At 72.0% G+C, this 11,926-nt stretch carries 10 protein-coding genes; 8 read left to right on the forward strand and 2 right to left on the reverse strand.

Annotation, left to right across the window (positions count from 1 at the left end; all coding sequences use genetic code 11):
* Nucleotides 1-1,120: 1,120 nt before the first annotated feature.
* On the reverse strand, nucleotides 1,121-1,876 hold the full coding sequence (locus FL583_RS39480) for a tyrosine-protein phosphatase (RefSeq protein ID WP_142710048.1): 756 nt from the start codon (nucleotides 1,874-1,876) through the stop codon (nucleotides 1,121-1,123).
* A 154-nt stretch (nucleotides 1,877-2,030) separates the two neighbouring features.
* On the opposite strand from FL583_RS39480, the gene FL583_RS40675 reads away from it, so the two are divergent.
* The 3 genes from FL583_RS40675 (at nucleotide 2,031) to FL583_RS39490 (ending at nucleotide 4,286) form a co-directional block, all read left to right on the forward strand.
* The gene (locus FL583_RS40675; protein WP_170324112.1) at nucleotides 2,031-2,204 is read left to right on the forward strand and encodes a hypothetical protein; all 174 of its coding nucleotides are present in this window, start codon (nucleotides 2,031-2,033) and stop codon (nucleotides 2,202-2,204) included.
* A gap of 8 nt (nucleotides 2,205-2,212) precedes the next feature.
* Nucleotides 2,213-2,455, forward strand: a complete 243-nt coding sequence (locus FL583_RS39485; RefSeq protein WP_142710049.1) for a hypothetical protein — start codon at nucleotides 2,213-2,215, stop codon at nucleotides 2,453-2,455.
* 76 nt (nucleotides 2,456-2,531) lie between these two features.
* A complete protein-coding gene (locus FL583_RS39490; RefSeq protein ID WP_142710050.1) occupies nucleotides 2,532-4,286 on the forward strand; it encodes an endonuclease/exonuclease/phosphatase family protein in 1,755 nt (584 codons plus the stop codon).
* On the opposite strand, the gene FL583_RS39495 is transcribed toward FL583_RS39490, so the two are convergent.
* Entirely contained in the window at nucleotides 4,279-5,313 is a 1,035-nt protein-coding gene (locus FL583_RS39495; RefSeq protein ID WP_142710051.1) for a saccharopine dehydrogenase NADP-binding domain-containing protein, read from the reverse strand. The two genes, FL583_RS39490 and FL583_RS39495, sit on opposite strands and share 8 nt — an antisense overlap.
* A 186-nt stretch (nucleotides 5,314-5,499) precedes the next feature.
* Between FL583_RS39495 and FL583_RS39500 the strand changes: the two genes are divergently transcribed.
* The 5 genes from FL583_RS39500 (at nucleotide 5,500) to FL583_RS39520 (ending at nucleotide 11,788) form a co-directional block, all read left to right on the forward strand.
* Nucleotides 5,500-7,794, forward strand: a complete 2,295-nt coding sequence (locus FL583_RS39500; RefSeq protein WP_142710052.1) for a putative bifunctional diguanylate cyclase/phosphodiesterase — start codon at nucleotides 5,500-5,502, stop codon at nucleotides 7,792-7,794.
* 47 nt (nucleotides 7,795-7,841) lie between these two features.
* Nucleotides 7,842-8,198: an ArsR/SmtB family transcription factor gene (locus tag FL583_RS39505; RefSeq protein ID WP_142710053.1), complete on the forward strand. Its 357-nt coding sequence runs from the start codon at nucleotides 7,842-7,844 to the stop codon at nucleotides 8,196-8,198.
* Nucleotides 8,173-8,649, forward strand: coding sequence for an SRPBCC family protein (locus FL583_RS39510; protein WP_142710054.1), 477 nt, complete (start codon nucleotides 8,173-8,175; stop codon nucleotides 8,647-8,649). Before FL583_RS39505 ends, FL583_RS39510 begins: the two co-directional genes overlap by 26 nt.
* 10 nt (nucleotides 8,650-8,659) lie before the next feature.
* On the forward strand, nucleotides 8,660-9,520 hold the full coding sequence (locus FL583_RS39515; RefSeq protein ID WP_142710055.1) for a TIGR03620 family F420-dependent LLM class oxidoreductase: 861 nt from the start codon (nucleotides 8,660-8,662) through the stop codon (nucleotides 9,518-9,520).
* A 63-nt stretch (nucleotides 9,521-9,583) separates the two neighbouring features.
* Nucleotides 9,584-11,788 carry a molybdopterin-dependent oxidoreductase gene (locus tag FL583_RS39520; protein WP_142710056.1) on the forward strand — a complete coding sequence of 735 codons (2,205 nt, stop codon included), beginning with the start codon at nucleotides 9,584-9,586 and terminating at the stop codon, nucleotides 11,786-11,788.
* The last annotated feature ends 138 nt before the right edge of the window (nucleotides 11,789-11,926 follow it).

Genomic DNA, 11,926 nt, shown 5'->3' on the forward strand with positions numbered 1-11,926 from the left:
GGGGCCGCCGGGTGCGGGGCCGCCGGGGTGCGGGGCGCGGGGCTATGGAGGCGCTGGGCGAGGGCGCGGCGGTAGAGCGCTGGCTCGCGGTGAGCGTGGCCCCGCTGCCTGGTGCGGCAGAGCGTTCGCCGCGGCGGTAGGCCCGCCGCAGCCGCGGTCCCGCCTGAGCGGTGGTTTGGCTGAGCCGTGGTGCGCCTGAGTGGTGGGCCCGCCTGAGCGGTGGGCCCGCCGGAGCGGGGCACCTGGGCCTGCCTCAGCGGGGTCTGGCGGAGCGGTGGCCCGCCGAGCTGACGCCATCGGCCGGCGCGGCGGCCGAGTCCCTGACCGGCAAGGATGCGTCGCCACCGCTGCTGAACCGGCCGCCAGGCAAGAGCAGTCGCCGCCGGCGCAGACCGACCCGCCACGCAGGCACACACACCACCGCGACGCTTGACGCATCCCTTGTAGGCGCATCTCCCGCCGACGCGCTCGCCACATCGGATAGCCGCCGTGGACAGAGCATTCCCCCGCCGACCAAACCGGTGCGACGGTACAGCTTCCTCGGAGCCGCTCGCCTCGGACGCAACCACGCCCGCCTCGCACATCGACATCCGTCGCCGGACTGATACCCGGCGCACGAGCAAGCGCGCCGCCGCGGACGCATCGTCACGACCGACCGCACCCACCGCGGGCACAGAGGCATCCAACGCGGCCTCACCCCGCCACCGCCCCGGCATCTGGCGGAGCCTGGCGCCGCATCCGCAGGAACGCCCTGGCTACCACCAGCCGCCGTATTGAGATCAAGCGCGCCGAATCGTGGTCCACCCCCGCCTCGACCACTCGCGCAGCCCTTCGAGCCGGACAACTGCTACGCCGTCGGCGCCTTGCGGCCCGACTGCCGCTACCGAATCAAGGTGCGCCGACCAAATATCCCTCCATCCCAGAGTGCGAGCAGCGCCGCGTCGACCAGCGACCTCGTCACGATCGACACCACTGCTGTGGGCGGTGCGCACGATGCGAGGGCCGCCTCCGCCGCGGGAGATGCCTCCGCCGCGAGGGGTGCATCGGCAAGCGCCGGTGTCTCCGCCACCGGCGGAGGCCCGCCGAGCCCCGCCGAGCCCTCGCGAAATTCCAAACACCACTACGCCACGAACGCCGCCCGAAACCGCTCCAGATCGGCGTCCGAATAGCCGTGAGCGACCAGCCACCCACCACCCCCACCGAACACCGTCGTCAGCTGCTCCAAGAACTCGACCATCGTCTGAGCGCGCGCGTGACGCGAGTCCTCCGGCAGGGTGCGCGGGTGCGGCGGGAGGACGCCGCCGTTGGCGGCGGTCAGCCGGCGGACCACGCGCTCGACGATCGCGTCCATGTTGGCGTCGGTCATCGCGTAGTCAGCGGCGATCGCGTCGCGCTCGACGCCGACCGCGTCGAGCAGGATCGCGACCAGCGTGCCGGTGCGGTCCTTGCCCGCGGCGCAGTGCACCAGCGCCGGTTGCCGCCCCGGGTCGGTGAGCAGGCGCGCCGCGGCCACGACCCCCTCCGCGCCGGTGCCGAGATAGCCCAAGTAGTGGCCGGACATGCTGCCCCGCAGCAGCTCCGGCACCACCATTCCGACGCCGGGGTCGCTGCTCATCGGGTGGTTCGCGTACTCGAGACCGGCCGTCTGGAGCGGGCCGACGCCGTCGCGTTCGGTCTCCTCGACCGACCTCAGGTCCACTATCTGGCGCAGGCCTCTCACGCCGACCAGCTCCTCGACGTCGGCCGGGGTCAGCTCGCTGGGCGCATCCGACCGGTAGAGCAGGCCGAACCGGGTCTGTCTACCGTCGACCGTGGGAAGGCCACCGAGGTCCCGGACATTGCTCGCACCCTGCAGGGTCACGACCCGCTCGGCCATGAATCCACCTTAGGACCTCCGCCGCTCGGACGAGGCCGATGCCCGAACCTCTGGCCAGAGCCGTTCACCTTCTGGGTCAGCTGACCGAGTTACCAGTCGCTAGCGGGCCGACGCGTCGTTAGAACTGATGAGGGTCGAGACCGGAGGGGGAACGATGAAGGAATCGACGGTGCTGGTGGAGTTCGCGAGCCCGAACGCGCGCGCTAGGGTGACCCGTCGTCAGGGCGGCCGGTCGCCGGTGACCGACGACGGCGCTCCCGGGGGTGACCTGAGATGGCTGGTCCGGCTCGTGCCCGCGCTCGTCGTCGCAATGGCGCCCCGACACTGACCGGCCCCATGCCCGACGCCGCCGATGGCGCCGCCGCCGCCGACAAAGCCGCCGCCGCCGACAAAGCCGCCGACGACGCCAGCGACAAAGCCAACAAAGCCGACGACCTCGACGCCGGCCTCACGCCCGAGGAACGGAAAGCAGAACAACTGGCCGCACGGGAGGCGCTCCGGCGCCTCCACGTGCCGGTCGACGGCGTCTGCGACTGGTGCGGCGAGCCCTTCCCCTGCCCCGACTCGCAGGGGCCGTAACAGAGCTGTTCGCCGATCTGTCACTCCTGGTTCCGGACGATATGGGCTAATAACCGGAGTGACCAGAGAGGACAGAATGGTGCGAAGGACAACAGCCGCTGCGGCGGGCGCGGTGTTCACGGCCGCGATGCTCAGCAGCGCACCCGCCCACGCGGCGACCGCGACACGCATCCACGACGTGCAGGGCGCGGCGCACCTGTCGCCGCTCCGCGGCACCGCGGTCAGCGTCCCCGGGATCGTCACGGCCAAGGCGTCCAACGGCTTCTACCTGCAGGACCCGCAGCCCGACCGGGACGCGCGCACGTCCGAGGCGATCCTGGTCTTCACCGGCTCGGCTCCGACGGTCGCCGTCGGCGACGCGGTGACGGTCGAGGGCACGGTCAGCGAGTTCCGCCCCGGCGGGGCGGACGGCGTCGCCAACTTGACGACGACCGAGCTCACCAGCCCGACGGTGACCGTCACGTCGTCGGGCAACCCGCTCCCCAAGGCCACCGTGCTGCACCCGCCGACGTCGGTCATCGAGAACGACGCCCATGGGGACGTCGAGCAAGCCGGCACATTCGACCCGGCGCAGGACGGCCTCGACTACTACGAGTCGCTCGAGTCGATGCGGGTCACGGTCGCCAACGCCCAGGCCGTCGGACCGACCAACTCGTTCAACGAACTCCCGGTCGTCACCAGCGGCGCCGGGCCCCGCAGCGCCCGCGGCGGCATCGTGCTCCGTCCGAACGACGCCAACCCCGAGCGGATCATCCTCGACGACGGGCTCGGCTTCACGCCCCCGAAGGTCGACGTCGGCGCCAGAGCGACCACGGCGCCCACCGGCGTGGTCAGCTACAGCTTCGGCAACGTCAAGATCGCGCTCACCGCCGCCACCACGTTCACCGGGACGCTCAAGCCCGAGACGACCAGGGCCGACACCGGCACCGAGCTCTCGATCGGCACGTTCAACGTCGAGAACCTCGACCCGGGCGACCCGCCCGCGAAGTTCGCGCGGCTGGCGTCGATCATCGTCACCAACCTGCGCGCGCCCGACGTCCTCGCCCTGGAAGAGGTGCAGGACGACACCGGGGCCACCGACGACGGGACGGTCGCGGCCGACCAGACCTACGCGAAGCTGATCGCCGCGATCACCGCGGCCGGCGGGCCGGCCTACCAGTACCGGCAGATCGACCCGGTCGACGACCAGGACGGCGGCGAGCCCGGCGGCAACATCCGGGTCGGCTTCCTGTTCGCCCCGAGCCGCGGGGTGACGTTCGCCAACGCTCCGGCCGGCGACTCCACCACCCCGGTCGCGGTCTCCGGTGGGCACCTGACGCTCAACCCCGGCCGCATCGACCCGGCGAACGACGCCTGGGCCGACAGCCGCAAGCCGCTGGTCGGCGAATTCGTCTACCGTGGACAGCACGTCTTCGTCATCGCCAACCACTTCGCCTCGAAGGGCGGCGACCAGCCGCTGTTCGGCCGCTTCCAGCCGCCCGCGACCCCGAGCGCGACGAAGCGGACCGCCCAGGCCCGGCTGGTCAACGACTTCGTGAAGAAGCTGCCGGCCGGCGCCCGGATCGCGGTCATCGGTGACCTCAACGACTTCGAGTTCTCCACCGCGGTGAAGACCGTGGCCGGGACCCAGCTGATCGACCTGCCGGCCACGCTGCCGGTCTCGCAGCGCTACACGTACGTGTTCGACGGCAACTCCCAGGTGCTCGACCACATCCTGCTCAGCAAGGCCGCGGCCCGCTCGTACTCGTACGACATCGTGCACGTGAACGCCGAGTACGCCGACCAGGCCAGCGACCACGACCCGCAGCTGGTGCGCCTGAAGATCAGTTGAGCGCGAAGGCGCCCAGATCCTCCAGGCGCCGCAGGAACGGCCCGGCCGGGAACGCCTCGGCCGGGCTGTGCACTCCCGAGGACGCCCCCGGCGCCTTGCCGTCGAGCGCCAGATCGAGCGCGGCCTCGACCGACGCCACCGCGCCGGCCCACCAGATGTCGTGGCCGGTGAGGTGGGTCAGCCGGTGCCCGGACGCGGTCCGCACGTCGACGGCCACCGTGAACGCGGTCTGCGCCCGCTCGGCCGCGTCGACGTGTTCGCTGGTGAAGACCTGCGGCTCGGCGAACGTGCTCGCGGTGAGCAGTACCTCGACGTCGCGGGTCGGCACGTGCCGGGGGATCGTCACCGCATCGCCGGTCGGGAACGGCCCGATCATCTCGCGGTGGCCCAGTGGCGGCGGGAACTCGAACGTCGTCGTGTACATCGGCAGCTCTCCGACGCGCTGCGCGCCGTCGGCGTACGTGATCCGTTCGACCTCGCCGATCAGCTGCTCCGCGGTGTTCCGCGCGCCGGTCGTCATGCGCCAGCCGCTCACCGCGTACCCGACCGTCACCTTCTCCACCGCGGCCGCCCCGGCCGTGCCGGCCGCCGCCGAGGCCAGCAGATCCCCGAACCCGCCGTAGAACGACAGGCCCGGGCACACGAGGACGCCGGCCCGCTCGGCCGCCGCGCCGTAGGCGTCGAACAGGTTCTTGACGTGGTGCACCTCGACGGCGTGGTCGACGTAGTGGGTGCCGGCGTCGATCGCCGCGCTGACCAGCGGCTCGCCGGTGACCGAGTACGGACCGGCGCAGTGGACGAGCACCGGGGCGCTGCCGGCCAGCGCGCGTAACTCGGCCGGTTCGTCCAGCGCCGCGGGCCGCACCGTGACCCGATCGCCCTCGGCGAGTTCGGCCGCCAGCTCGATCAGCCCGATCTTGTCGCGCCCGCCGAGGACCACCGGGTGCCCGCGAGCCAGTAACTCGGTGGCGACCAGCCGGCCGGTGTGGCCGGTGGCGCCGTAGACGGCGATCGGTGCAGCAGACATGCCAACTCCCCGTTTCGAACACTTGTTCGTACTCACGCTACGCCAATCCGGCGACTGCGAGAAGTCACTGTTTACCGCATGGTGTAGATACGTGTGAGCGCTGGGGGAGTGGATCGACTCAGGTTCTGAGCTTCCCGGACGAAGCTCCTACAAAAGGGTTAAGAACGAGCCCGAACGGAGTGCGAGATGGCCAAGCGCTCCGCGGTGACCGCGGTGTCGCGTGTCGTCTGGCTGGTCGTCGGCGTGCTCGCGGTGGTGCTGGCGATCCACCTCGGCTGGGTGTGGAGCGGCCACTCGGAGCGCTCTCCGGTGCGGCTCTGGTCGCCCTGGGCGCTGGTCGAGATCCTGCTCGGCGTCGGCCTGCTCCTCGTCGTCCTGCGGTGCGTCCTGATGCCGGCCCAGCGGCTCGCCTGGGCGCTGATCGGTGCGATGGCCGCCACGACCGGGGCCGGGTACGTCGTCTGGGACCGGATCGTCTCGTCCGGCGTCGACGTGCCCTCGTTCTCGCTCGCCGACGCGTTCTGGCTCCCCGCGCTGCCGTTGCTCGGCGTCGGCGTCTGGCGGCTGTCCCGTCCGCTGGTCGGCGGCGTGGGCACGGTCCGGATCTGGGACGCGGTCGCGGCCGGGCTGCTCGGCGCGTCGGTGATGGCGCTGGTGCTCGGCCGGTCCGTGCTGACCTGGACCGGCGGCAGCCCGCTGGACGCGATCGTCACGCTCGGCTACCCGGCCTTGACGATGGTGCTGGTCGGCATGATGGGCTCGATCGCCGCGCTGGCCGGCTGGCGGCTCGACACCGGCTGGCTGCTGCTCTGCGCGCTGGTGCTCGACATGGCGGTCGGCAACGCGCTGACCAGCCGGATGCTCGCCAGCGGCTCGGGGAACATCGAGATGGTCGACCAGCTCGCCGGCGTCGCCGGACTGCTGATCCCGGCCGCGGCCTGGTCCCGGCCCCGGCGGATGGCCGACCGCCCGGTCGACCTGCGGACGCTCGTCGCCCCGCTGATCTGCGCGGCCGCCGCCGTGGTCGTGCTGCTGCTGACCGAGGTGACCGGCGAGACCTGGGTGTCGGCCCTGCTCGCCACGCTGTCGGTGCTGGCCGCGCTCATTCGCGTCGGCTTCGGCGTCCGCAGTCTGCTGGACGCGGGGGAGCAGCACCGGCTGGCGATCACCGACGAGCTGACCGGGCTGTACAACCGCCGCGGGTTCCTCCGCGGGGTGGAGGAGTCCCTCGCGGCCGGGAACCGGCGGACCCGGGCCGTGCTGCTGCTCGACCTCGACCGGTTCAAGGACGTCAACGACGGCCTCGGCCACCAGATCGGCGACCAGCTGCTGGCGGCGCTCGCGCCGCGGCTGGCCGACGTGCTCGGGCCGGACGACCTCCTCGGACGCCTCGGCGGCGACGAGTTCGCCGTGCTCACGTCGACGCCGGACGTCGGGCCGCTGGCCGAGCGGCTGCTGAAGGCGGTGCGCAAGCCGCTGCCGGTCGGTGGCATCGCGATCCCGATGGACGTCAGCATCGGGGTCGCGGTCGAGGCCGACGCCGGGGACACCGGGACCGTCGAGGAGCGCACTGTCGAGCTGCTCCGGTGCGCGGACACCGCGATGTACCGGGCTAAGTCCGAGCGGCGCGGCTGGGTGCGGTACGACTCGATCGGCCCGGACCGGCAGCGGGACGCGCTGGAGCGCGCGGCCGAGCTGCGCGGGCTGCTCCTCGGGATGGGGTCGCGGGAGAGGCTCGGCTCGCTCGAGATGCACTACCAGGCGCTGGTGGCCACGTCGCCGACGGCTCCGGCCCGGTACGAGGCGCTGGTGCGGTGGCGGCATCCGCAGCACGGGATGATCGCGCCCGACAACTTCATCGGGCTGGCCGAGCGCACCGGGCTGACGCCGTACCTGACCCGGCGGGTGCTCGGAATGTCGCTGGACCAGGTCGCGCAGTGGCGCCAGGGCGGCGGCGACATCGAGGTGTCGGTCAACCTGTCAGCCTCGGACCTGTTCCACCCGACGCTGGTGGACGAGGTCCTCGACGGGCTCCGGTCGCGCGGGCTGCCGCCGTCGGCGCTGACCGTCGAGATCACCGAGCAGGTCGCGATCGGCGACCTCAACACCGGCCGGGACGTGCTGGCCGAGCTACGCCGGGCCGGGGTCGGCGTCGCGATCGACGACTTCGGCACCGGGTACTCGGCCCTGTCCTATCTGCAGCGTCTGCCGGCCACCGAGTTCAAGCTCGACCGGTCGCTGACCGTGAAGCTCACCGACGACCCGGCCGCGGCCGCGATCACCCGGGCCTGCATCGACCTCGCCCACACGCTGGGCCTGGAGGTCGTGGCCGAGGGCATCGAGACGCTCGACCAGGTCGACGCGCTGGTGGCCGCCGGCGTCGAGCGGCTGCAGGGCTGGTACTTCGGCAAACCCGTGGTCGGCAGCCCGGTGCCGCCGTCGTCGGCGTTCCGGGCCGCGAAGGTCTTGACAGGGTCCTAGCCCGTCGACATCCTTAACCCATCGGTTTTAGAACTAGGTGGTTATTGATGCCGACAGACCAGCTCAGCCTCGTGTTCGGCGCGTTGGCCGACCCCACGCGTCGGGCGATCCTCACGCGGCTGGCTACCGGGGACGCCACCGTGGGCGAGCTCACCGGCCCGTTCGCGATGTCCCAGCCGGCCATCTCCAAGCACCTCAAGGTGTTGGAGAACGCCGGCCTCATCTCCCGGACCCGCCGGGCCACGGCCCGGCTCAGTCACTTGGAGGCGGAGCCCTTGCGGAACGCGACCCAGTGGCTCGTGGACTACCGGGAGTTCTGGCAGACGAGCCACGACCGACTCGACGACCTGCTCCTCGAACTACAGGCTGGAGAAGACGATGGCCAAGACCGAGATCACCGCTGAGCCCGGCACCTCCCAGATCATGATCACCCGGGAATTCGACGCCCCCCGTGACCTGGTCTTCCGCTGTTACACCGACCCCGACCTCGTCCCGCGCTGGATGGGCCCCCGCGAGCTGACCACCAAGATCAACGAGTGGGAGGTCCGCGACGGCGGCCGCTGGAACTACACCGCGACCGACCCGAACGGCACCGAGTTCGGCTTCCGCGGGGTGTTCCACGGCGACCCGTCGCCGGACCTGACGATCCAGACGTTCGAGTTCCTCGGCCTGCCCGGCCATGTCACGCTCGAGGCGCTGACGATGACCGAGTCCGGCGGCCGGACCCTGGTCCGGACCGTGTCGAGTTTCCAGTCGGTGGAGGACCGGGACGGGATGGTCGCCTCCGGCATGGAGCACGGCGTCCGCGACTCGGACGCTCGGATGGAGGAGCTGCTCGCCGAACTGCGGGGCTAGGGTTTCGTGTATGGCGCAACGACTCGTGAGCGTGTGGCAGCCCTACTTCCTCTCGACTCCGGACGCGGGCGCGGCCGTTTCCGCGGCGGCCGAGCTCGAAGAACTCGGATTTCACCGGCTGTGGTTCTCGGGCGGCTTCGGTGACGGCGTTCCGGCCCGCTTCCGCGAGATCCTCGACGGTACGAAACGCCTCGGCGTCGCCCCGGGCATCGTCAGCATCTGGCACGCGTCCCCGGACGACGCGGCGGCCTACACCGCCGCCGCCGAACAGGCCCATCCGGGCCGGTTCCTCCTCGGCCTCGGCGCGAGCCACGCGCCGGCGGTCGAGGGCAAGGGGGAGCAGTACCGGCGTCCGTACTCGCGGATGGTCGAGTACCTCGACGCGTTGGACGCGGCCGGGACCGCCCCCGAGCAGCGGGTCCTGGCCGCGCTCGGGCCGCGGATGCTGGAGCTCTCCCGCGACCGGGCGCGCGGAGCGCACCCGTATTTCGTCCCGGCCGAACACACGGCCGAGGCCCGTGCGGTGCTGGGGCCCGATGCCCTGCTCGCGCCCGAGGTGGCGGTCGTGCTCCAGGCGGACGCCACGGAAGCGCGCGCTGTGGCCCGGCGGTACATGAGCGGCTATCTGCAGTTGCCGAACTACACGCAGAACCTGGTCCGGATCGGGTGGCCGGAGTCCGAGCTGGCCGACGGGGGCAGCGACCGGCTGGTGGACGCGCTGATCCCGTGGGGGACGGCGGAGCAGGTCGCCGCCGGGCTGGAGAAGCACTACCAGGCCGGTGCGGACGAGGTGACGATCCAGGTGCTGAACGACGACCGGAAGGCGTTCCCGGCCGAGGCGTTCCGGGAGCTGGCCTCGGTATTGATCTGAAATTGTCCGGGGGGTCGGGGAGACTGAGGTCTGTCCGACCCTTTCGGTACGAGGAGCGCGGTCATGACCAGCACGGCCTACCGCACCTGTCCGCTGTGCGAGGCCGTGTGCGGGCTGGAAATCACGCTCGACGGGCGCGATGTTGTCCGCGTCCGCGGTGATCGCGACGACGTGTTCAGCCGCGGTTTCGTCTGCCCCAAGGGCGCGACGCTGGGCGAGCTCGACCAGGACCCCGACCGGCTGACCGGCCCGCTGGTCCGCCGCGACGGCGTGCTGGAGCCCGCCACCTGGGACGAAGCGTTCGCCGCGGTCGAGGCCGGGCTGGCCCCGCACTCCGGCGACGCGATCGGGCTCTACATCGGCAACCCGAACGCGCACACGGTCGCCGGCCAGCTCTACCTCACGCCGCTGCGCAAGGCGCTCGGCACGAAGAACGTCTTCAGCGCCTCCAGCGTCGATCAGCTGCCGAAGCACGTGTCGGCCGGGCTGATGTTCGGCGACCCGGTGGCGATCCCGGTGCCCGACCTCGACCGCACCGGCTATCTGCTGATGCTCGGCGCGAACCCGCTCGAGTCGAACGGCAGCCTCTGCACCGCGCCCGATTTTCCGGGGCGGCTCAAGGCGCTGAAGGCCCGGGGTGGGCGTCTGGTCGTCGTCGATCCGCGGCGCACGCGCACGGCCGCGCTGGCCGACCGGCACCTGTTCATCCGTCCCGGCACCGACCCGTATCTGCTGCTGGGTGTCGTCCACACGTTGTTCGCCGAGGGGTTGGTCGTCGCCGACGACCGGCTCGCGGGGCTCGACGAGCTGGGCGGGCTGGCGTTTCCGCCGGAGGCGATGGCCGAGGTCTGCGGGGTGCCGGCCGACGAGATCGTTCGGCTCGCGCGGGAGCTCGCGGCCGCGCCCACCGCCGTCGTGTACGGCCGCATCGGCACGTCGACGGCCGAGTTCGGCACGCTGACCAGCTGGCTCGTCGACGTCGTCAACGCGCTCACCGGCAACCTCGACCGGCCGGGCGGCGCGATGATCCCGGTTCCGCCCCACGGCCGCGTCCGCCGGCGCAAGCCGTTCACGCTCGGCCGCTGGCGCAGCCGCGTCCGCGGCCTGCCGGAGGCGATCGGCGAGCTCCCGGTCGCGGCCCTTGCCGAGGAGATCCGGACGCCCGGCGACGGGCAGATCCGGGCGCTGATCACGGTGGCCGGCAACCCGGTGCTGTCCACCCCGGACGGGCCGGGCCTGGATGCGGCGCTGGAGACGCTCGACTTCCTGGTCAGCGTCGATCCGTACCTGAACGCGACGACGAGGCACGCCGACGTGATCCTCCCGCCGCCGCGGATCCTGGAAGCGGGCCACTACGACGTGGCGCTGCTGGGCTTCGCGGTGCGGCGGGTGGCCCGCTATTCGCCGGCGGTGCTGGAGCGGGCGCCGGGCCGTCCGAACGAGGCCGAGATCCTCGCTACTTTGACGATGATCGCGGCCGGCCAGGACGTCGGGCGGGGTGACGGGGGTGTCGCGCGGGCGGCTGAGGTGCTCGACGGTGGCATCGTCGGGGCGGCCCTGGCCGCGGCGGTGAAGGACCCGGCCTCGCCGGTGCACGGGCGGAACCCGGAGGAGCTCGCAGCCGCGCTGAGCGGCGTAGACAGCACCGAGCGGCGGCTCGACCTGATGCTGCGACTCGGCCCCGACGGCGACGCGTTCGGCGCCCGCCCCGGCGGCCTCTCGCTCCAGAAGCTGCGCGACACCCCGCACGGCATCGACCTGGGCCCCCTGGAGCCGTCGTTGGACGCAGTGTTGGCCACCGCCTCCGGCCAGGTCGAGCTGGCACCCTCGGAGATACTCGCCGACCTGCCCCGCCTCCGCGCAGGCGCCGACGCCCGCCGAGGCGGCTTCGTCCTCATCGGACGGCGCAACCTCCGCACGAACAACAGCTGGTCGCACAACGTCGGCGGGCTGTCCGGCGGCTCGAACCGCTGCACGCTCCAGATGCATCCGGACGACGTCGAGCGGCTCGGCCTCCAAGCCGGCCAGGAGGTGAAGGTGCGCTCCCGCGTCGGCGCGGTGGCGACGGTGCTCGAACCGAGCCCGACGATCATGCCGGGCGTGGTGAGCCTGCCGCACGGCTTCGGTCACGGCCTGCCCGGTACCCGTCTCCGAGTGGCCGACCGCACGACCGGCGTCAACGCCAACGCCCTCACCGACCCGGAGCTACTGGACGCCGTCAGCGGCACCGCCGTCCTGAACGGTTTCCCAGTAGAGGTAACCGCGTAGCGCTGCCGATAGCTGACCCGGTCGAACGAGACCGTCCGGGCCGATCCTTCGTGGTGCGCCGGCCACTCACCCGGAGCCGCATCGTGATCGCCCCGGCCGGGGCAGCCCGCGGAGTGTCGACTTTCCGGGGTTCTGAGC

The sequence above is a fragment of the Cryptosporangium phraense genome (assembly GCF_006912135.1).
In the GTDB taxonomy this organism is placed as follows: Bacteria; Actinomycetota; Actinomycetes; order Mycobacteriales; family Cryptosporangiaceae; genus Cryptosporangium; species Cryptosporangium phraense.

Coding starts and splice junctions, on each gene's coding strand:
- FL583_RS39480 (WP_142710048.1), bottom strand. CDS start 1,876: ATGGCCGAGCGGGTCGTGACCCTGCAGGGTGCGAGCAATGTCCGGGAC.
- FL583_RS39490 (WP_142710050.1), top strand. CDS start 2,532: ATGGTGCGAAGGACAACAGCCGCTGCGGCGGGCGCGGTGTTCACGGCC.
- FL583_RS39515 (WP_142710055.1), top strand. CDS start 8,660: ATGGCGCAACGACTCGTGAGCGTGTGGCAGCCCTACTTCCTCTCGACT.
- FL583_RS39520 (WP_142710056.1), top strand. CDS start 9,584: ATGACCAGCACGGCCTACCGCACCTGTCCGCTGTGCGAGGCCGTGTGC.
- FL583_RS39500 (WP_142710052.1), top strand. CDS start 5,500: ATGGCCAAGCGCTCCGCGGTGACCGCGGTGTCGCGTGTCGTCTGGCTG.
- FL583_RS39505 (WP_142710053.1), top strand. CDS start 7,842: ATGCCGACAGACCAGCTCAGCCTCGTGTTCGGCGCGTTGGCCGACCCC.
- FL583_RS39485 (WP_142710049.1), top strand. CDS start 2,213: ATGCCCGACGCCGCCGATGGCGCCGCCGCCGCCGACAAAGCCGCCGCC.
- FL583_RS39510 (WP_142710054.1), top strand. CDS start 8,173: ATGGCCAAGACCGAGATCACCGCTGAGCCCGGCACCTCCCAGATCATG.
- FL583_RS40675 (WP_170324112.1), top strand. CDS start 2,031: ATGAAGGAATCGACGGTGCTGGTGGAGTTCGCGAGCCCGAACGCGCGC.
- FL583_RS39495 (WP_142710051.1), bottom strand. CDS start 5,313: ATGTCTGCTGCACCGATCGCCGTCTACGGCGCCACCGGCCACACCGGC.